Origin of the sequence: Pseudomonas sp., assembly GCF_035554175.1 — a bacterium.
Classification (GTDB): Bacteria; Pseudomonadota; Gammaproteobacteria; order Pseudomonadales; family Pseudomonadaceae; genus Aquipseudomonas.
The window spans coordinates 44,013-62,885 of record NZ_DATMIV010000042.1 but is presented as its reverse complement, the minus strand read 5'-3'; the positions used below and the strand labels follow the sequence as shown (position 1 = coordinate 62,885).

Annotated in this window: 19 protein-coding genes; 10 read left to right on the top strand and 9 right to left on the bottom strand. The window is 60.7% G+C overall.

The genetic code is table 11. From position 1 onward, the window contains the following. Positions 1–11: 11 nt before the first annotated feature. The 3 genes from VNV36_RS18825 to VNV36_RS18815 all read right to left on the bottom strand — a co-directional run bounded on the left by VNV36_RS18825 (position 12) and on the right by VNV36_RS18815 (position 1,800). Positions 12–653, bottom strand: coding sequence for a thiol:disulfide interchange protein DsbA/DsbL (locus tag VNV36_RS18825; RefSeq protein WP_325719343.1), 642 nt, complete (start codon positions 651–653; stop codon positions 12–14). A gap of 199 nt (positions 654–852) precedes the next feature. Next, positions 853–1,464, bottom strand: coding sequence for a c-type cytochrome (locus VNV36_RS18820; RefSeq protein WP_325719341.1), 612 nt, complete (start codon positions 1,462–1,464; stop codon positions 853–855). Between the two features lie 30 nt (positions 1,465–1,494). Continuing rightward, entirely contained in the window at positions 1,495–1,800 is a 306-nt protein-coding gene (locus VNV36_RS18815; protein ID WP_325719339.1) for a c-type cytochrome, read from the bottom strand. Between the two features lie 191 nt (positions 1,801–1,991). Between VNV36_RS18815 and yihA the strand changes: the two genes are divergently transcribed. After that, positions 1,992–2,636 carry a ribosome biogenesis GTP-binding protein YihA/YsxC gene (yihA, locus tag VNV36_RS18810; RefSeq protein WP_325719337.1) on the top strand — a complete coding sequence of 215 codons (645 nt, stop codon included), beginning with the start codon at positions 1,992–1,994 and terminating at the stop codon, positions 2,634–2,636. Positions 2,637–3,042: 406 nt separating this feature from the next. Here yihA and polA read toward each other — a convergent pair whose 3' ends face one another. Further along, positions 3,043–5,847 carry a DNA polymerase I gene (gene polA, locus VNV36_RS18805; protein ID WP_325719334.1) on the bottom strand — a complete coding sequence of 935 codons (2,805 nt, stop codon included), beginning with the start codon at positions 5,845–5,847 and terminating at the stop codon, positions 3,043–3,045. 74 nt (positions 5,848–5,921) lie between these two features. On the opposite strand from polA, the gene VNV36_RS18800 reads away from it, so the two are divergent. Beyond that, positions 5,922–6,212: a DUF2782 domain-containing protein gene (locus tag VNV36_RS18800; protein ID WP_325719332.1), complete on the top strand. Its 291-nt coding sequence runs from the start codon at positions 5,922–5,924 to the stop codon at positions 6,210–6,212. Positions 6,213–6,265: 53 nt separating this feature from the next. Continuing rightward, a complete protein-coding gene (locus VNV36_RS18795; protein ID WP_325719330.1) occupies positions 6,266–7,219 on the top strand; it encodes a homoserine kinase in 954 nt (317 codons plus the stop codon). A 91-nt stretch (positions 7,220–7,310) separates the two neighbouring features. On the opposite strand, the gene VNV36_RS18790 is transcribed toward VNV36_RS18795, so the two are convergent. Further along, complete coding sequence (locus VNV36_RS18790) at positions 7,311–8,240, bottom strand: zinc ABC transporter substrate-binding protein (protein WP_325719328.1); 930 nt, start codon at positions 8,238–8,240, stop codon at positions 7,311–7,313. Between the two features lie 57 nt (positions 8,241–8,297). Between VNV36_RS18790 and VNV36_RS18785 the strand changes: the two genes are divergently transcribed. From VNV36_RS18785 to VNV36_RS18770, 4 genes are read left to right on the top strand one after another with little or no spacing between them, the layout of a single operon-like run. After that, positions 8,298–8,780, top strand: coding sequence for a Fur family transcriptional regulator (locus tag VNV36_RS18785; protein ID WP_042608298.1), 483 nt, complete (start codon positions 8,298–8,300; stop codon positions 8,778–8,780). After that, positions 8,780–9,565 carry a zinc ABC transporter ATP-binding protein ZnuC gene (gene znuC / locus VNV36_RS18780; protein WP_325719325.1) on the top strand — a complete coding sequence of 262 codons (786 nt, stop codon included), beginning with the start codon at positions 8,780–8,782 and terminating at the stop codon, positions 9,563–9,565. Before VNV36_RS18785 ends, znuC begins: the two co-directional genes overlap by 1 nt. Then, complete coding sequence (gene znuB, locus VNV36_RS18775) at positions 9,558–10,346, top strand: zinc ABC transporter permease subunit ZnuB (protein WP_325719323.1); 789 nt, start codon at positions 9,558–9,560, stop codon at positions 10,344–10,346. Before znuC ends, znuB begins: the two co-directional genes overlap by 8 nt. A 37-nt stretch (positions 10,347–10,383) precedes the next feature. Beyond that, positions 10,384–11,097, top strand: coding sequence for a PA5502 family lipoprotein (locus VNV36_RS18770; RefSeq protein WP_325719321.1), 714 nt, complete (start codon positions 10,384–10,386; stop codon positions 11,095–11,097). Positions 11,098–11,177: 80 nt separating this feature from the next. Here VNV36_RS18770 and katE read toward each other — a convergent pair whose 3' ends face one another. Beyond that, on the bottom strand, positions 11,178–13,319 hold the full coding sequence (katE, locus tag VNV36_RS18765; protein ID WP_325719319.1) for a catalase HPII: 2,142 nt from the start codon (positions 13,317–13,319) through the stop codon (positions 11,178–11,180). A 261-nt stretch (positions 13,320–13,580) separates the two neighbouring features. Here katE and VNV36_RS18760 point away from each other — a divergent pair, with 261 nt between their 5' ends. The 3 genes from VNV36_RS18760 (at position 13,581) to VNV36_RS18750 (ending at position 16,095) form a co-directional block, all read left to right on the top strand. Continuing rightward, a complete protein-coding gene (locus VNV36_RS18760) occupies positions 13,581–14,588 on the top strand; it encodes a methionine ABC transporter ATP-binding protein (RefSeq protein ID WP_325719317.1) in 1,008 nt (335 codons plus the stop codon). Beyond that, positions 14,588–15,262, top strand: coding sequence for a methionine ABC transporter permease (locus VNV36_RS18755; protein ID WP_325719315.1), 675 nt, complete (start codon positions 14,588–14,590; stop codon positions 15,260–15,262). The genes VNV36_RS18760 and VNV36_RS18755 overlap by 1 nt, the downstream gene beginning before the upstream one ends. Positions 15,263–15,324: 62 nt before the next feature. Beyond that, complete coding sequence (locus VNV36_RS18750) at positions 15,325–16,095, top strand: MetQ/NlpA family ABC transporter substrate-binding protein (protein ID WP_325719313.1); 771 nt, start codon at positions 15,325–15,327, stop codon at positions 16,093–16,095. 175 nt (positions 16,096–16,270) lie between these two features. Here the strand turns inward: VNV36_RS18750 and VNV36_RS18745 are convergent, their stop codons facing one another. The 3 genes from VNV36_RS18745 to VNV36_RS18735 are packed head-to-tail and all read right to left on the bottom strand — an operon-like array spanning position 16,271 to position 18,869. Continuing rightward, positions 16,271–16,906: an SCO family protein gene (locus tag VNV36_RS18745; protein WP_325719311.1), complete on the bottom strand. Its 636-nt coding sequence runs from the start codon at positions 16,904–16,906 to the stop codon at positions 16,271–16,273. Beyond that, positions 16,903–17,802: a heme o synthase gene (gene cyoE, locus VNV36_RS18740; protein WP_325719309.1), complete on the bottom strand. Its 900-nt coding sequence runs from the start codon at positions 17,800–17,802 to the stop codon at positions 16,903–16,905. Before cyoE ends, VNV36_RS18745 begins: the two co-directional genes overlap by 4 nt. After that, positions 17,790–18,869, bottom strand: a complete 1,080-nt coding sequence (locus tag VNV36_RS18735; protein ID WP_325719307.1) for a COX15/CtaA family protein — start codon at positions 18,867–18,869, stop codon at positions 17,790–17,792. Before VNV36_RS18735 ends, cyoE begins: the two co-directional genes overlap by 13 nt. Positions 18,870–18,873 lie beyond the last annotated feature (4 nt).

Genomic DNA, 18,873 nt, shown 5'->3' with positions numbered 1-18,873 from the left:
GAGTGCCGCGCTTAGTTGGCAGCCGCCTTGGTTGCCGCTCGCTCTTTGGCAACCAGTTGGTCAGCCAGTTTCAGCGCCTGTTCCGCACCGCCGGCGGAACCGATGTCGAAACGGTATTTACCGTTGACGATCATGGTTGGCACGCCAGTGATTTCGTACTTCTTGGCCAGCTCGCGGGCCTTGACGATCTGACCTTTGATCGCAAACGAGTCAAAGGTGGCGAGGAACTTGTCCTTGTCCACGCCCTGGGTGGCGAGGAAGTCAGCCATGTCGTTCTTGTCGGTCAGTTTCTTGTGTTCTTTCTGGATCGCGTTGAACACCGCTGCGTGAACCTTATGCTCGACGCCCATGGCTTCGAGGGTCAGGAACATCTGGCCGTGAGCGTCCCATGGGCCGCCGAACATGGCGGGAATGCGCACGAAGTTGACGTCGGAAGGCAGTTTTTCAACCCATGGATTGATCACCGGCTCAAACGCGTAGCAATGCGGGCAGCCGTACCAGAACAGCTCGACCACTTCGATCTTGCCAGGCACGGCAACCGGGACCGGGTTGGCCAGTTCGACATAAGGGGCGGCAGGGGTTTCAGCGGCCTGAGCGGTAACGCCGAACAGGCTGGCAGCGACGAGGGCGGCGCTGATGATCAGATTACGCATGCTTTACTCCTGGACAAATTGGGTCGCCTCGCTCGACCTGTTTCGACACAGATCCTGGCGGGCATGAGTGCTGTAGTGTAACGGCAGCGGCCACAAAAAAGGGCGGCCAAAGCCACCCTTTTTATACTTGCTGCGAAGGATTAATCGAGCGTTAACGTGGCAGGCGTTGCGCGCCTCGCTCAACGCTCGGACCATGGCCTCAGTGCAGGCCCTGGATGTAGCTGGAGACCGCGGCGATGTCTTCGTCGCTCAGCTTGCGCGCGATGGTGCGCATGGTCATCGCATCGCCGTCGTTGTTGCGTCCGGCCTCTTCCTTGCGGAAATCGGTCAGTTGCTTGGCGATGTATTGAGCGTGCTGGCCACCGAGGTGCGGGAAGCCGGCCGGCGCATTGCCGGCGCCGTTCGGTGAATGGCAGCCGGTGCAGGCCGGCAGGCCTTTTTCCAGGTTGCCGCCACGGAACAGGGCTTCACCGCGTGCGACGATCTTCGGATCGGCGGCGCCGACGCTACCTTTCTGGCTGGCAAAATACGCGGAAATATCGGCCAGATCCTGATCATTCAGGTTGGTCAGCAGGCCGGTCATTTCCAGAACAACGCGTTTGCCCGACTTGATGTCGTGCAATTGCTTGTTCAGGTAGCGTTCACCCTGACCCGCCAGTTTCGGAAAATTTGGCGCCATGCTGTTGCCCTCCGGGCCATGGCAGGCCCCGCAAACGGCGGCTTTCGCCTGACCTGCTGCGGCATCGCCGGCAGCATGGGCGATGCCTGAAATTCCCACGGTTAACAGCAGACTCACGATCAATTTGTTCATCAGCTAATCCAACTACGGCTAAGGGTTAAGTTATGAACCGGGCTTACTCTCGCTCATCCACAGGATGATGGCCTGGTAATCCTCGGCACTGCAGTCCATGCACAAACCACGCGGCGGCATCGCCTTGAAACCCTGGGTCACGTGTTGCACCAGCGTCTCCATCCCTTTCGCCAGCCTCGGCGTCCAGGCTTGCTGATCACCTCTGGCGGGCGCCATGGGGAGCTGGCCGGAATGACAGGCACCACAAACACGGTTGTACACGGCTTCCGGATCCTGTGTAGCCTGTGCGCTGTAAAGCGGCATCAAGACTCCGGCAGCCAGCAGCCATTTCGTCATAAAACGACCTTTTCAGGGTTGAGAGCGTTCTGCGTTCTAATGCGCAATCAAAGTCTGGTGCTCTCGTGAACTTCATCCTTCGCTGGGACAAAGCACACACAAAATCTGCGGCATTATATACTGGCGTCACTGAAACGGAAGCGACACCGCGTTCCGCGCCCATTCCCGGCGCCGCCCACATCGGAAATCCCATGCAACTCAAGAATCCCATCCTCGGCCTGTGCCAACAGTCCACGTTCATGCTCAGTGCCGCCAAGGTCGATCAATGCCCTGACGACGAAGGCTTCGAAGTGGCGTTTGCCGGGCGTTCCAACGCCGGCAAATCCAGCGCGCTGAACACCCTGACCCACGCCAGCCTCGCGCGCACCTCGAAAACTCCGGGTCGCACACAGCTGTTGAACTTCTTCAAGCTAGACGATGATCGCCGTCTGGTCGACCTGCCGGGCTACGGTTATGCAAAAGTACCGATCCCGCTCAAGCAACACTGGCAGCGCCACCTCGAGGCGTACCTCGGTGGCCGGGAAAGTTTGAAGGGTCTGATTCTGATGATGGACATCCGCCATCCGATGACCGACTTCGACCTGCTGATGCTCGACTGGGCCGTTGCCGCCGGCATGCCGATGCACATCCTGCTGACCAAAGCCGACAAGCTCACCTACGGCGCTGCCAAGAACACGCTGCTGAAAGTCCAATCGGAAATTCGCAAGGGCTGGGGCGACTCGATCACCATCCAACTGTTCTCCGCGCCAAAACGCATGGGCCTTGAAGAGGCCTACACCGTACTGGCCGACTGGATGGAACTCGCAGACAAAGGCGCCGAACCGGCAGCCGAGTAAGACAATTTCAAAACTGACTGTGGTGCTGTCAGGCAAGGCGAAAGCACCGCTAAAAAGCGGAGTTTAGGGTACCTAAATGAGCATTTTTAGCGGTGCTTTTAACGCAGCATGACGGCATCACAGCCAGTTTTGGGGCAAAAAAAGCCCCGGACTTCATTGGGGAGGGAGAAGTTCCGGGGTTTAAGTTCCGAACCGCTAGGGCGGGGTTCAGATATCTGCCAACACTTAACACAACATAGGAGCATCGAAGGGCTTCACCAGCCATTCAGTACCTCTGAGTGTCCAGCCGCCAGATTAGTTCAGATTTTTTTCAAAAAGCTTTGGAATAATCTCAAGCGTTTTTCGATCTAAGCCGATTTCAAGCGTTGCCGCGGCGGTTCGCCGCGGCAGAAGTCAGCTCAATGTCTTAGTGCGCCTCATCCCAGTTATTGCCCACTCCGACCTCCACCAGCAGCGGCACGTCGAGTTTCGCCGCTTCGCTCATGTGCACACGGATCTCTGCACTTACCTGCTCGACCAGAACCTCGCGAACTTCCAGCACCAATTCATCGTGTACCTGCAGGATGACCCGGGCATCGAGCCCTGACGTCGCCAGCCAATTGTCTACTGCGACCATGGCTTTCTTGATGATATCCGCCGCCGTGCCCTGCATCGGCGCGTTGATCGCGGTGCGCTCGGCGGCGGCGCGTTCCTGCGGCTTGTTCGAGTTGATTTCGGGCAGGTACAGACGACGACCGAAGAAGGTTTCGACATAACCCTGATCCGCTGCCTGCGCCCGGGTGCGATCCATGTATTCGCGAACGCCCGGGTAACGGGCGAAGTAGGTGTCGATGTAGGCCTTGGCGGTCTTGGTGTCGACGCCGATATCCTTGCCGAGCTTTTGCGCGCCCATGCCGTAGATCAAACCGAAGTTGATCGCCTTGGCGCTGCGGCGCTGGTCAGACGTCACCTCGTTGAGCTCGACCTTGAACACCTCGGCAGCGGTCGCGGTGTGCACATCGAGGTTGTTGCGGAACGCGTTCATCAGCCCTTCATCGCGAGACAGGTGCGCCATGATCCGCAATTCGATCTGCGAGTAGTCCGCTGCCAGCAGTTTGTAGCCTTTCGGCGCGACGAAGGCCTGACGAATGCGCCGGCCTTCGGCGGTACGCACCGGAATGTTCTGCAGGTTCGGATCGCTGGAGGACAAGCGCCCGGTCGATGCCACCGCTTGGTGATACGAAGTATGGATGCGCCCGGTGCGCGGGTTGATCTGCTCCGGCAGGCGATCGGTGTAAGTGCTTTTCAGCTTGCTCATCGAGCGGTGCTCCATCAGCACCTTGGGCAAGCGATGTTCGTCTTCGGCGAGTTTCGCCAGCACTTCTTCTGCGGTGGACGGCTGGCCTTTGGCGGTTTTCTTCAGCACCGGCAAGCCAAGTTTTTCGTAGAGGATCACGCCCAGTTGCTTCGGTGAGCCGAGGTTGAATTCTTCTCCGGCAATCTCGAAAGCTTCGCGCTCCAGCGCGACCATCTTGTTGCCCAGCTCGATGCTCTGGATGCCAAGCAGTTCGGCATCGACGAATGCACCCTGGCGCTCGATGCGCGCCAGCACTGGCACCAGTGGTATCTCGATGTCGGTGAGTACGCTGGCCAGGCTCGGAATCGCGCTGAGTTTTTCGAACAGGGTCTGATGCAGACGCAGGGTGATGTCAGCGTCTTCGGCGGCATACGGCCCGGCCTGCTCCAGCGCGATCTGGTCGAAGGTCAGCTGTTTGGCACCTTTGCCGGCGATGTCCTGGAAGCTCACCGTGGTGTGATCCAGATACTTCTGCGCGAGGCTGTCCATGTCGTGACGGGTCGCGGTGGAGTTGAGTACGTAGGACTCAAGCATGGTGTCGAAGGCAATGCCGCGCACCGTAATGCCGTCGTTCTGATCACCACCGATGGCGCAGTTGGCGAGGATGTTCATGTCGAACTTGGCGTGCTGGCCGACCTTGAGCTTGCTCGGGTCTTCCAGAATCGGTTTGAGCGCGCGCAGCACGGTATCGCGATCCAGTTGCTCCGGCACGCCGATGTAGGAGTGGGTCAGCGGAATGTACGCGGCTTCATTGGCCTGCACGGCGAACGACAGACCGACCAGTTGCGCCTGCTGCGCGTCGATGCCGGTGGTTTCGGTGTCGAAGGCGATCAGGCTGGCGTTGCGCAGTTTTTCCAGCCAGAGGTCGAAGCGTGCCTGATCGAGGATGGTTTCGTACGCGGCTTCAGCAGGGGTCGCAGGTGCCTCGTCTTGTGGCGCGCTGAACAGATCATGAGCGGGCGCAGGTTCGGCGGCCGCGCTCAGCTCCAGACGCTTGGCGTCGCGATCAAGGTCGTTCAGCCAGCTCTTGAATTCCAGCAGGGTGTACAGCTCATAGAGCTTGGCCGGATCTTCCGGGCGCATCTGCAGCTCATCGAGACCGATATCCAGCGGCACGTCGATTTTGATGGTTGCCAGTTGATAGGAGAGGAAGGCCATCTCCTTGTGCTCTTCGAGCTTGGCCGGCAGAGCTTTCGCGCCACGAATCGGCAGGGTTGGCACGAGGTCGAGGTTGGCGTACAGCTCGGTCAGACCGCCGTTGACGCCGACCAGCAGGCCGGACGCAGTCTTCGGGCCAATGCCCGGCACGCCCGGAATGTTGTCGGAGGAATCGCCCATCAGCGCCAGATAATCGATGATCTGCTCCGGTGCGACGCCAAATTTCTCCTTCACGCCTTCCACATCCATCGAGCTACCGGACATGGTATTGACCAAGGTAATGTGGCCGTCGACCAGTTGCGCCATGTCCTTGTCGCCGGTAGAGATGATTACCGGGCGGTCGGCTGCGGCGCTGCTGCGGGCGAGGGTGCCGATCACGTCGTCGGCCTCCACGCCGTCCACGCACAGCAGCGGAAAGCCGAGGGCGATCACGCTCTGGTGCAGCGGCTCGATCTGCACGCGCATGTCATCGGGCATGCTTGGGCGATTGGCTTTGTATTCGGCGTACATCTCATCGCGAAATGTCCCGCCCTTGGCGTCGAATACCACGGCAAACGGGCTGTCCGGGTACTGCTTGCGCAGACTCTTGAGCATGTTCAGCACGCCTTTGACCGCACCGGTCGGCAGGCCTTTGGACGTGGTCAGTGGTGGCAGCGCATGAAAGGCGCGGTACAGGTAAGACGAACCGTCCACCAGGACGAGGGGGGCTTGGCTCATGAGCAGGATCAACCTTTTCGGCGGGTCCGGGGCTAGAATAGCGGGACCGTTGACGACAAAGGGACAAGGTTATCATGCGTACGTTAAATCGCTTGCTGCTGGTCGGTTTGATCGCTGTCTCACCACTGGCCGCGATGGCGGCGGATGATGCGCCGGGTGGCGAACCTGAGGTGACCATCCGCACGGAGGGCGACAAAACCATTCAGGAGTACCGCCAGAACGGTTTCCTGTATGCGATCAAAGTCACGCCTAAGGGCGCGCCGCCGTACTTTCTGGTGCGCGCGGACGGGACGGATGCCAACTTCATCCGCTCGGATCAGCCGGATATGCTGATTCCGTCATGGAAGATTTTCGAATGGAAGTAAGTTTTTAATTCACCCGGCGCCGCCATTGCGGTGCCCGTACTGGCAGTCAAGACATGTCTGTGTTCACTCCCCTGGCTCGGCCCGAGCTGGAAACCTTTCTCGCCCCTTACGGGCTTGGCCGCCTGCTTGATTTCCAGGGGATCGCCGCCGGCAGCGAAAACACCAATTTCTTCATCAGCCTGGAGCAGGGTGAGTTCGTCCTGACCCTGGTCGAGCGCGGCCCGGTGCAGGAAATGCCTTTTTTCATCGACCTGCTGGATGTGCTGCACGAAGCCGACCTGCCGGTGCCGTATGCCCTGCGCACCACCGACGGCGTGGCATTGCGGGAACTCAAAGGCAAGCCAGCACTGCTGCAACCGCGCCTGTCGGGCAAGCACATCAAGGTAGCCAATGCCCAGCATTGCGCCCAGGTTGGCGAATTGCAGGCACATCTGCATCTGGCGACCCAGGGCGAGTGCATGATCAAGCGCAAGACCGATCGCGGCCTGGACTGGATGCTGGAAGAGGGCGGCGAATTGTTGTCCCACCTGAGCCACGAGCCGCAGGCCTTGCTGCAAAAGGCCCTGGACGAAATCACCGCGCAGAAGGACAGGATCCTTGCGCTGCCGCGGGCGAACATTCACGCCGATCTGTTTCGTGACAACGCCATGTTCGAGGGCACCCACCTTACCGGGCTGATCGACTTCTACAACGCCTGCTCGGGGCCGATGCTGTATGACGTCGCAATCGCCTTGAATGACTGGTGTTCGGATGAGCACGGTGTGATCGATGGCCCGCGTGCCCGGGCATTTCTCGGGGCCTACGCGGCGCTGCGACCGTTCACTGCGGCGGAATCCGAATTGTGGCCGACGATGCTGCGCGTAGCGTGTGTGCGGTTCTGGCTGTCACGCTTGATCGCCGCAGAGCAGTTTGCCGGGCAGGATGTGTTGATTCACGATCCGCAGGAGTTCGAGCAGCGTCTGGCGCAGCGGCAGAAGGTCAGCACGCCGTTGCCTTTTGCCCTTTAAGATCAAAAGATCGCAGCCTTCGGCAGCTCCTACATGGGATTGACGTATATCCTGTAGGAGCTGCCGAAGGCTGCGATCTTTTTCTATGGGGCTACAGAGATTCCAGACACCCGGCCAGATCATTGCCCAGCTTTTCCAGCACTTGCTCATAACCCTGAGCCGTCGCCGGCGTATAACCACCCAGCGCATCCAGCTCAGCCAGTTTTACCGGCAGGCCAGCGACCAGGGTTTCTGCCAGACGCGGACGCAACGGCGGTTCGCTGAACACACAGGTCTTGCCCACTTCCTGCAAACGCTGGCGCATTGCCGCGACATGTTGCGCGCCGGGCTGCACCTCAGCGGCCACGGCGAACACCCCGGCGTGCTTCAGACCGTAAGCGTCTTCGAAATAATCAAACGCTTCGTGAAACACGAAGTAGGGCTTGCCTTCAACACTGGCCAGACGCTGCTTCAGGCGTGAATCCAGCGCATCCAGACGCTCATCGAAGGCCTTGGCGTTGCGCTGATAGCGCTCGGCATTGGCCGGGTCGGCGACGCTCAGGTCGGCGGCCATTTTGTCGGCGATTACCCGTGCATTGACCGGTGACAGCCACAAGTGTGCATCCAGCGAGCCGGGACGGTGATCGTGATCATGCTCGTCGGCTTCTTCGGCGTGAGAATGGTTGTCCTCAGCGAAATGCCGCAGTTTGAGCCCCGGCAGATCCTGCACCGCGACGCTCGGCAGGCTGCGACCGTTGAGCACGCGCGGCAGGAAACTTTCCATATCCGGACCGATCCAGTAGAGCAGATCGACCGATTGCACCTTCCGTACGTCGGACGGGCGCAGTGCGTAATTGTGCGGCGATGCGCCCGGTGGCAGCAGCACCTCGGGAATCGCCACGCCGTCCTGCACGGCAGCGGCAATCAGCTGCAACGGTTTGATACTGGTCAGCACCTTGACCTCGGCCTGAGCCGTACCGATCAGCAGAAAACTGCCAACAAAAGCCACAAAAACAGAAAAAAGTCGGGACACGATGACCACTCAAGGAAGCGAGAACGGGTAACATAATAACGTCTCTATCAAATCTCGTCGCCGCCCATGCCTATTACACCGATTGCCAGCCGTCCCCACGACCACTCACATTGCGTGCACAGCGCACTGTCCGAGGCCGATACCTTGTGCGCTCAGAAAGGTTTGCGCCTGACTGCCCTGCGCCGCCGGGTGCTGGAACTGGTCTGGCAGAGTCACAAGCCGCTGGGCGCGTACGACATCCTCGCCGTGCTCAGCGAGCAGGATGGTCGTCGCGCCGCGCCGCCAACGGTGTACCGCGCGCTGGATTTCCTGCTGGAAAACGGCCTGGTTCATCGCATCTCTTCGCTCAACGCCTTCGTCGGCTGCGTACATCCCGAGCACGCGCATCAGGGCCAGTTCCTGATCTGCCGCGACTGCCACGCCGCCATCGAGCTTGAACAAAAAGTGATCAGCGACGCGATCATCAGCAGCGCCAAAGACGTCGGCTTTATCGTCGAAGCGCAGACTGTCGAAGTGGTTGGTCTGTGCGCCGGTTGCCAGGGGGCTTGATGAGCAACGCGCTGATCCGTCTGGAACAGGTCGCCGTCACGATTGGCGCGCAAACTGTGCTGGACAACATCGAGCTGAGCGTCGAGCCGGGGCAGATCGTGACCCTCATCGGCCCCAACGGCGCCGGCAAGACCACCCTGGTGCGCGCCGTGCTTGGGCTGTTGAAACCCAACAGCGGCAGTGTCTGGCGCAAGCCGAAGCTGCGCGTCGGCTATATGCCGCAGAAACTGCACGTCGATCCGACCTTGCCGTTATCAGTGCTGCGCTTTCTGCGCCTGGTTCCGGGCGTCGACCGCCCTCGTGCGCTGGCCGCGTTAAAGGAAGTCGGTGCCGAACACGTAATCGACAGCCCGGTGCAACGCGTTTCCGGCGGCGAAATGCAGCGTGTGCTGCTTGCGCGGGCCTTGTTGCGTGAACCGGAACTGCTGGTGCTCGACGAGCCGGTACAAGGCGTCGACGTTGCCGGCCAAGCCGAGCTGTACAGCCTGATCACCCGTCTGCGTGACCGCCACGGTTGCGGCGTGCTGATGGTCTCCCACGATTTGCATCTGGTGATGAGCACCACCGACCAGGTCGTCTGCCTCAACCGTCACGTCTGCTGTTCCGGGCATCCCGAGCAGGTCAGCGGTGACCCGGCATTCGTTGAGCTGTTCGGCCAGAACGCGCCGAGTCTGGCGATCTATCACCACCATCACGACCACGCCCACGACCTGCACGGTTCGGTGGTCAAAGGCCCGCTCGGCGGGCAACCTCACGTTCATGGAGACGGCTGCAAGCATGGCTGATTTTCTGTTGTATGCCCTGCTCGCAGGTCTGGCGCTGGCGCTGGTGGCCGGGCCGCTCGGCTCATTTGTGGTGTGGCGGCGCATGGCCTATTTCGGCGACACCTTGTCCCACGCCGCGCTGCTGGGTGTGGCGCTGGGTTTTCTGCTGGATGTCAGCCCCACCGTGGCGGTGACGGTCGGCTGCCTGTTGCTGGCGGTTCTGCTGGTGACTCTGCAACAGCGCCAGCCACTGGCGTCTGACACGCTGTTGGGAATTCTTGCGCCGAGCACGCTCTCTCTCGGCCTGGTGGTACTAAGCTTCATGCATGAAGTGCGGATCGACCTGATGGCCTATCTGTTTGGCGATCTGCTGGCGATCAGTCCGGGCGATCTGGCGTGGATTCTTGGCGGCACCGCAGCGGTGCTGGTGTTGCTGGTGACGTTGTGGCGGCCGCTGCTGGCGGTCACCGTGCACGAAGAACTGGCCAGGGTCGAGGGTCTGCCGGTGGCCGGTCTGCGCCTGGCGCTGATGTTGTTGATCGCGGTGGTGATCGCGGTGGCGATGAAAATCGTCGGTGTGCTGCTGATCACTTCGTTATTGATCATTCCCGCAGCTGCGGCACAGCGTCACGCCCGTTCGCCGGAGCAGATGGCCCTCGGCGCAAGCCTGCTGGGCATGCTCGCGGTGTGCGGCGGGCTGGCGCTGTCGTGGTTCAAGGACACCCCGGCGGGGCCGTCTATCGTTGTGACGGCGGCCGCACTGTTTCTGCTGAGTTTTGTTCTGCCCCGTCGAGGGGTGTAGACTTGCTCGCTTTTTGCGCAATTAGAGAGTCGCAGGAATGAAGCCGTTCGCCTCCCGTTATCTGCTCCTTGTCGCATTTTCCGTGCTACTGGGCGCCTGCCAAAGCACGCCGCCGGTGGCCGAAGTCCCCGATGCGCGGGCTACGGCCATCGCACAGCTGGAGCAAAGCCTGGCCAGCAGCGAACTGGCCACTGCCGAAGACCAGTTGGCCGCGTTGCAGGCCGCATCTCCCAACGATCAGTCCCTTGAGCAATACCAGCGGCAACTGGCGGAGGCGTACCTGCGTCGCAGCCAGATCGTCCTGCAGAAAGGCGACGTGAACGCTGCCGCCACCGCATTGAGCCGTGCCCGCGCCTTGATGCCCAAGGCGCCAGCGCTGACCGGTGGGGTGAACGGTGCGATCACCGAAGCGCGCAAGGCCGAGCTGGAAAAGGCTGAAGCGGCGCTGTTGGCCGCCGAGGCCCGGCCGAAAGCCAGGGTCATCGACCCGACTGCTGAAAGCACCACGGTTGCGTTGAACATCGGCGATATTCACAAGCTGCAGCGACAGCTCGATGCGATCGCCGCCGATGTGGTGAATTATGAGTGCGCCGTCAGCATCCAGGCGCCGCGCACCGCGGATTATCCGTGGCTGGCGACGTTGCTGAGCAAACGTGTGAAGAAACTTGATGCGGGTTTTGACCTGCAGATTGAAAAGCAGATCTTGCGCACGGTGCCGGCGCAGATGGTTTTGAGTCCACGTAAACCCTGAAAAGATTGCAGCCTCCGCCAGCTCCTACAGGATGTACTCGATCCTATGTAGGAGCTGGCGGAGGCTGGGATCTTTTACTTTTACGCTGGAATCGCCTTGGCCTTAGGCTCCCGCGCCCAGACCCGATGCTCGCCAATCGCGGCAAAGAACGGCTGGGTCAGCGCGCCAACATCCGTGCCCTGCAACAACCCCGCATCCGCGTCCAGCTTAAGCAGATCCTGCAGTTGCTTCGCTTCACCGTGCAGCGCGATTGCTTTCAGGTGCTTATAAGCCTCGAGCAGATAATGCAGCGCCACACCGTCACCGCTCAGCGCCGTGATCGACGCCGCGCCACCCGGCACAAACACCGCATCGAAGGCAATTGATGGCATACCTTCCATCGATGCATCCACTGGCAAGGCCTGGCCATCTGCGGTTTTTACCGGCGCCGAAGTCGGGCCGAGCAGTTTTGCGTGGGCACCTTCCGCTTCCAGGGCTTTCTTCATCGCATCGATAGCCGCAGCGTCAACACCGTTGGCCGCGAGGATCGCCACTTTGCGCGTCTTGATATTGCCCGGCAGCAGATTGGCCTGGCTCAGCGCTGGCGAGCGCTCCAGCGAGGTCTTGCGCACCTCGACCGTGCCTTGGGTCGGCGCTGGCAAACCGAGATTTTCCGCGACGCGTTTGGCCAGCGTCAGGTCGATGTTGGCGAGGATTTCGTTTACTTCACGGGCGCGAATGAATTCACGCTCGACCTTGCCCAGTTCAAAGCTGTAGGCGGCAATGATGTGCTCTTTCTCGTGTTCGCTCATGCTGTTGAAGAACAGCCGGGCCTGGGAGAAGTGGTCGCTGAACGACTCGCTGCGTTGACGAATCTTCGCTGCGTCGATGCGCTCCGGATAACTCTCGAAACCACCGTCCTGTGGCGCCGGCGGAGCTTCTTTCGGCCAGCCGCCGTCGATCGAATTAGGCTCGTAAGAGGCGCGGCCCTTGTCGATCGTGGTGCGGTGTTGCGCATCGCGCTGGCCGTTGTGGAACGGCGCTACCGGGCGATTGATCGGCAGCTCATGAAAGTTCGGCCCACCGAGTCGGCTGATTTGCGTGTCGGTGTAGGAAAACAGCCGGCCTTGCAGCAGCGGGTCGTTGGAGAAGTCGATGCCCGGCACGATATGGCCCGGGCAAAAGGCGACCTGCTCGGTTTCGGCGAAGAAATTGTCCGGGTTGCGGTTCAGGGTCATTTTGCCCAGCGGCGTGATCGGCACGATTTCTTCGGGGATGATCTTGGTCGGGTCCAGGATGTCGAAGTCGAAATCGTGTTCGTTCTCTTCTTCGACGATCTGCACGCCCAGCTCCCATTCCGGATAGTCGCCCATCTCGATCGCTTCCCAGAGGTCGCGACGATGGTAGTCGGTATCCTTACCGGCGAGTTTCTGCGCCTCGTCCCACACCAGCGAGCAAGTGCCGGCAGTCGGGCGCCAGTGGAATTTGACGAAGCGCGATTTGCCCTCGGCGTTGATCAGGCGGAAGGTGTGCACGCCGAAGCCCTGCATGCTGCGCAGGCTTTTCGGGATGGCCCGGTCGGACATTGCCCAGATCACCATGTGCGCCGATTCCGGCACCAGCGAGACGAAGTCCCAAAAGGTATCGTGAGCCGAACCGCCGGTAGGGATTTCGTTGTGCGGCTCGGGTTTCACCGCGTGCACGAAGTCGGGAAACTTGATCGCGTCCTGAATGAAAAATACCGGCATGTTGTTGCCGACCAGGTCGAAGTTGCCCTCGTCGGTGAAGAACTTCACCGCAAAGCCGCGCACGTCACGCACGGTATCACCGGAGCCGCGTGGCCCCTGCACCGTGGAAAAGCGTACGAATACCGGAGTTTTCTTGCCCGGATCCTGTAGGAAACCGGCCTTGGTCAGCGCTGCGTGATTCTCGTAAGTCTGAAAGAAGCCATGCGCGCCGGTGCCACGCGCGTGGACGATGCGCTCTGGAATGCGTTCGTGGTCAAAGTGCGTGATCTTTTCACGCATGATGAAATCTTCCAGCAGCGAAGGCCCGCGCGGCCCGGCTTTGAGGGTGTTCTGGTTGTCCGCGATCTTCACGCCTTGATTGGTGCGCAAGGCCTGACCAGTGGCGTCGGAACGGAACTCTTCCAGGCTGTCCAGCTTGGCGTTGGTGTTGGCGCGATCCTGGGTATCGGTCCCGGCCATCTCGCTTTTGTCAGGTGCAGGCTTGTTGATGCTCATCAGACATAAACTCCTCGTTTGGCCCCGGATGCCTTCCAAGGCCCATGAGTGATTCCCGGGCACGGCACCCAGGGTTTCAAGTCGCTCTAGTAGTGACTGATGAGAGGTTTAGCCGTTCCTTTTTTATGACCTTTGATCGCGTTATTGCCAAATCGAAGGTTAATTGCGAAATAAATGCTAAGAACCTCTATACGGACAGGCTAAAATGCGCGCCCGGCTAACCGCTGATCCTTTTCCAACGCGCCCCACAAGGTTCGCTACGTGATCGAGTTTCAAAACGTCCACAAGACTTACCGCGTCGCCGGTAAGGATATTCCCGCGCTGCACCCGACCAGTCTCGCCATCGAGAACGGCCAGGTGTTCGGCCTGATTGGCCATTCCGGTGCGGGAAAAAGTACCCTGCTGCGTCTGATCAATCGCCTGGAAGATTCCAGTGGCGGCAAGATCATCGTCGACGGCGAAGAAGTCACCGCGCTGGACGCCAACGGCCTGCGCCGTTTCCGCCAGCAGGTCGGGATGATCTTCCAGCACTTCAACCTGCTCGCCTCCAAGACCGTGGCCGACAACGTCGCCTTGCCGCTGACCCTGGCCGGTGAGTTGTCGAGCAGTGAAATCAGCCAACGGGTTGCCGAGTTGCTGGCGCGGGTCGGTCTGTCCGACCACGCGAAGAAATACCCGGCGCAATTGTCCGGCGGACAAAAGCAGCGCGTCGGCATCGCCCGTGCCTTGGCGACCAAACCGAAAATTCTGCTGTGCGACGAGGCCACCAGTGCCCTCGACCCGCAGACCACCGCTTCGGTTCTGCAACTGCTGGCCGAAATCAACCGCGAACTTAAACTGACCATCGTCCTGATCACCCACGAGATGGACGTGATCCGGCGCGTTTGCGATCAGGTTGCGGTGATGGACGCTGGCGTGATCGTCGAGCAGGGCCCGGTGGCCGATGTGTTCCTGCATCCGCGGCACCCGACCACCAAGCGTTTCGTCCAGGAAAGCGAGCAGATCGACGAGAGCGAGCAGCGTGACGATTTCGCGCATGTGCCTGGCCGTATCGTACGTCTGACCTTCCAGGGCGAAGCGACCTACGCGCCGTTGCTGGGCACCGTCGCCCGGGAAACCGGCGTCGACTACAGCATCCTCGCCGGTCGCATCGATCGCATCAAAGACATTCCGTACGGGCAACTGACCCTCGCCGTCACCGGTGGTGACATGGAGGCGGCGTTCGCCCGCTTCACCGCCGCTGACGTTCACATGGAGGTGTTGCGCTAATGGCAGACCTGATGAGTTTCTTCGCCAATATCGACTGGTACGAAATCTGGCTGGCCACCGGCGACACGATGCTGATGCTCGGTGGTTCGCTGCTGTTTACCGTGCTCCTCGGGCTGCCGTTGGGTGTGCTGCTGTTTCTCTGCAGCCCGCGGCAGTTGCTGGAAAACCGCGCGCTCTACGCGATCCTGTCACTGGTGGTGAACATTTTGCGCTCGCTGCCATTCATCATTCTGCTGATCGTGATGATCCCGTTCACCGTGCTGATCACCGGCACCTCGCTGGGCGTGGCCGGGGCGATCCCGCCACTGGTGGTCGGCGCCACGCCGTTCTTCGCGCGTCTGGTGGAAACCGCGCTGCGTGAAGTCGATCGCGGCATCATCGAAGCGACCCAGTCGATGGGCGCGACGACGCGGCAGATCATCCTGAACGCCTTGCTGCCGGAAGCGCGTCCGGGCATCTTCGCCGCGATTACGGTGACGGCGATTACACTGGTGTCCTACACGGCGATGGCCGGTGTGGTCGGCGCCGGCGGGCTGGGTGACCTGGCGATCCGTTTCGGCTACCAGCGTTTCCAGACCGACGTCATGATCGTCACCGTGGTGCTGTTGTTGATTCTGGTGCAGGTGCTGCAAATGGTTGGCGACCGTCTGGTCGTGCATTTCTCGCGCAAATAATCGGTTCTGGTCAAAAGGCGTTGGCCACCCGCTGGCGGGCGCCCTGAAAAGGAGTTAGCTGAATGAAAAAACTGATCGCTGCTTTTGCTGCCGTTGCGGCATTCTCGGCTCACGCCGAAACCCTCACCGTTGCCGCCACCCCGGTGCCGCACGCGGAAATCCTCGAGTTCGTCAAACCGGCCCTGGCCAAGGAAGGCGTGGATCTGAAGGTCAAGGTCTTCACCGACTACATTCAGCCGAACGTACAGGTCGCTGAAAAGCGTCTGGACGCCAACTTCTTCCAGCACCAGCCGTATCTGGATGAGTTCAACAAGGCCAAAGGTACTGATCTGGTCGCCGTGACCGGCGTGCACCTGGAGCCGCTGGGCGCTTACTCGAGCAAGCTCAAGAAAATCGAAGAGCTGCCAAGCGGCGCCAACGTGGTGATCCCGAACGACGCCACTAACGGCGGCCGTGCGCTGTTGCTGCTGGCCAAGGCCGGTGTGATCACTTTGAAGGACCCGACCAATATCCTGTCGACCATCAAGGACATCGCGCAAAACCCCAAGGATCTGAAATTCCGTGAGCTGGAAGCCGCGACCATCCCGCGCGTGCTGACCCAGGTCGACCTGGCGCTGATCAACACCAACTACGCGCTGGAAGCCAAGCTCGACCCGTCCAAGGATGCACTGGTGATCGAGGGTAACGACTCGCCATACGTCAACATCCTCGTGTCCCGCGCGGACAACAAGGACAGCGATGCGATGAAGAAGCTGGCGACCGCGCTGCACAGCCCGGAGGTAAAGCAATTCATTACCGAGAAGTACAAAGGCGCGGTGTTGCCGGCGTTCTGATTCGGGTTGCTGCAATGAAAAAAGGGGCGCATCTGATGCGCCCCTTTTTTTGCCTGGAAGATGATCTGTGTGGGAGCGAGCCTGCTCGCGAATGCGGTGTGTCAGTCAAAACAGATGTTGAATGTGCTGGCCTCTTCGCGAGCAGGCTCGCTCCCACATTTAACTGATGTTGATCCTATTTTCGCTCAAGCATCCCCGGCAACTGCGCAACCAGCTTGGCATTGTTCAACGGTGCCCGGATAAACCCGCGCTGGGTGCCATCCGGGCCGATCACCGCCAGGTTGCCGCTGTGATCCACGGTGTAATTGGGCTTGCTGGTATCGGCCGGGATGAACGGAATGCTCACCGCATTGGCGACTTTCTGCAGTTCTTCAATCGATGTCGGCGTCAGGCCAACGAACTGCGGATCGAAGTAGCCCAGATACTGCTTCAATTGCTTGGGCGTATCGCGGTTCGGGTCAACGCTGACCAGGACGATCTGCAACTTGTCCACAGCCTCTTTCGGTAGCTCGCTCTTGATCTGTCGCAGTTGCGCCAGGGTGGTCGGGCAGATGTCCGGGCAGAAGGTGTAGCCGAAGAACAACAGACTCCATTTGCCTTTCAATTCGTCGATGGCCACCGGTTTGCCGTCCTGATCGGTCATGGTCACGTCCGGCAGGTTGCGGCTCTGCGGCAACAGGATGATGCCGGCATCGATCAGCGCCGTGGGGTCGCCCTGGCCTTTGCCGCTCAGCACTTTATTGACGGTAAGCCCGAGGATCAACGCGATCACGGCGACGAGGATGAAGACGGTTTTCTGGGTTCGGGTCATAGGTTCAACAGTAAGTAGTGGTCTACGAGCAGGGCGATGAACAACAGGAACAAGTAATAAATAGAGTACTTGAAGGTGTTGATCGCCGCGTGCGGCCGACTGCCACGGTACAGCACCACGGCCCATTGCAGAAACCTCGCGCCCAGGGCGAGCGCGCAGATCAGGTAGAGCGCGCCGCTCATGTGAATAACGTACGGCAACAGGCTGACCGCGAGCAGCGCACAGGTGTACAGCAGAATATGCACTTTGGTGTAGTGCTCGCCGTGGGTCACCGGCAGCATCGGAATATCGGCCTTGGCATATTCCTCCTTGCGATGTATCGCCAGTGCCCAGAAGTGCGGCGGGGTCCAGGCGAAGATGATCAGCACCAGCAACAGCGGTTCGGCGCTGACATGACCGGTGGCGGCGGTCCAGCCGAGCAGCGGCGGGGCAGCTCCGGCGAGGCCGCCGATGACGATGTTCTGTGGCGTCGCGCGTTTGAGGAAACCGGTGTAGATCACCGCGTAACCGAGCAGCGAGGCGAGGGTCAGCCATGCCGTCAGTTGATTGGTGAAGGTCAGCAGCAACGCCTGGCCAAGCAACGCCAGCACCAAGGCAAAGGTCAGCGCCGCCGCAGGCGACACCCGGCCTTGCGCCAGCGGCCGTTTGTGGGTGCGCGCCATCAGCGTATCGATGCGCCGGTCGACCACATGATTGACCGCCGCCGCGCCGCCTGCACACAGGGCAATGCCCAGATTGCCGAACACCAGCACTGTCCACGGCACCCCGGCGCGGGTGGCGAGGAACATGCCGACCAGCGAGGTGATCAGCATCAGCACCACGACTTTCGGTTTGGTCAGCTCCAGATAATCGCGCCACAGCGCTTGCGCCGGGCGCTCGCCGATCAGACTCGCCATGGTGTTTCTCCTTTCAATGCGATGGGCGCGACGGCGGGTTTGTGCGCACTGAGGCGCCAGCGCGCCAGCACCGGTTGGGTCACCTGCAGCAGGCTGGTGCGCGCGTGATAATTGACCAGCACCAAGGTCAGCAACAGCGTCGCCCCGCCGGCGTTATGGGCGACGGCCACCGGCAGCGGCAGATGGAACAGCACGTTGCTGATGCCGAGGGTGATCTGCGCGGCGAGGGCGATCAGCAGCAACCCGGCCAGGCGCGTCATGCCCACCGCTTTCAACTGCCAGGCCAGACCCAGCAGCACGACCGTCACCAGCAGAGCGCCGATACGGTGGGTCAGGTGAATCGCCGTGCGCGCATCGCTATCCAGTTGTCCGCCGAGATAATTCGGGCCGATGTGCTGGGTCAGATGAAAACCATTGGCGAAGTCCGCTGGCGGCAGCCATTGGCCGTGGCAGGTGGGGAAGTCGATGCAGGCCACCGCCGCGTAATTGGAGCTGACCCAGCCGCCCAAAGCGATCTGACCGATCACCAGCAGCAGGCCCGCCGTCGCCCAATATTGCAGGCGCCTGGGCACGGTCAGCGCCGGCAGCACCCCGGACAACCTCAGCGTCAACAGAAACAGCAGACTCAACGTGGCAAAGCCGCCGAGCAAATGCCCGGTGACTACTTGCGGCCAGAGCTTGAGCGTTACCGTCCACATGCCGAACGCCGCCTGGGCAATGACCACCGCCAGCAGAAACAGCGGCAGTTTCACCGGCTGGCCCGGATGGCGCCGATTGACCCAGGCGCGCCCGGCCAATACTGAAATCAACAAACCCAGCGTGCCGGCAAAGTAGCGGTGGATCATCTCGCTCCAGCCCTTGTGCGCCTCCACCGGTGCGTCAGGAAAATGCAATTCGGCATGAGCCAGTTGTGCCTCGCTGTTCGGCACGCTGATAAACCCGTAGCAGCCCGGCCAGTCCGGGCAGCCAAGGCCGGCGTGGGTCAGGCGCGTATATGCGCCTAGCAGCACGACAATCAGCGCCAGCAGGGTGGCAAACAGCGCGAGGCGAAATCCAGGTTTGGCCATGACG

Coding starts and splice junctions, on each gene's coding strand:
- katE (WP_325719319.1), bottom strand. CDS start 13,319: ATGAGCATCAACAAGCCTGCACCTGACAAAAGCGAGATGGCCGGGACC.
- VNV36_RS18755 (WP_325719315.1), top strand. CDS start 14,588: ATGGCAGACCTGATGAGTTTCTTCGCCAATATCGACTGGTACGAAATC.
- VNV36_RS18750 (WP_325719313.1), top strand. CDS start 15,325: ATGAAAAAACTGATCGCTGCTTTTGCTGCCGTTGCGGCATTCTCGGCT.
- polA (WP_325719334.1), bottom strand. CDS start 5,847: ATGAGCCAAGCCCCCCTCGTCCTGGTGGACGGTTCGTCTTACCTGTAC.
- VNV36_RS18820 (WP_325719341.1), bottom strand. CDS start 1,464: ATGAACAAATTGATCGTGAGTCTGCTGTTAACCGTGGGAATTTCAGGC.
- cyoE (WP_325719309.1), bottom strand. CDS start 17,802: ATGGCGAGTCTGATCGGCGAGCGCCCGGCGCAAGCGCTGTGGCGCGAT.
- VNV36_RS18770 (WP_325719321.1), top strand. CDS start 10,384: ATGAAGCCGTTCGCCTCCCGTTATCTGCTCCTTGTCGCATTTTCCGTG.
- znuC (WP_325719325.1), top strand. CDS start 8,780: ATGAGCAACGCGCTGATCCGTCTGGAACAGGTCGCCGTCACGATTGGC.
- VNV36_RS18785 (WP_042608298.1), top strand. CDS start 8,298: ATGCCTATTACACCGATTGCCAGCCGTCCCCACGACCACTCACATTGC.
- VNV36_RS18825 (WP_325719343.1), bottom strand. CDS start 653: ATGCGTAATCTGATCATCAGCGCCGCCCTCGTCGCTGCCAGCCTGTTC.
- VNV36_RS18800 (WP_325719332.1), top strand. CDS start 5,922: ATGCGTACGTTAAATCGCTTGCTGCTGGTCGGTTTGATCGCTGTCTCA.
- VNV36_RS18795 (WP_325719330.1), top strand. CDS start 6,266: ATGTCTGTGTTCACTCCCCTGGCTCGGCCCGAGCTGGAAACCTTTCTC.
- VNV36_RS18735 (WP_325719307.1), bottom strand. CDS start 18,869: ATGGCCAAACCTGGATTTCGCCTCGCGCTGTTTGCCACCCTGCTGGCG.
- VNV36_RS18745 (WP_325719311.1), bottom strand. CDS start 16,906: ATGACCCGAACCCAGAAAACCGTCTTCATCCTCGTCGCCGTGATCGCG.
- VNV36_RS18815 (WP_325719339.1), bottom strand. CDS start 1,800: ATGACGAAATGGCTGCTGGCTGCCGGAGTCTTGATGCCGCTTTACAGC.
- yihA (WP_325719337.1), top strand. CDS start 1,992: ATGCAACTCAAGAATCCCATCCTCGGCCTGTGCCAACAGTCCACGTTC.
- znuB (WP_325719323.1), top strand. CDS start 9,558: ATGGCTGATTTTCTGTTGTATGCCCTGCTCGCAGGTCTGGCGCTGGCG.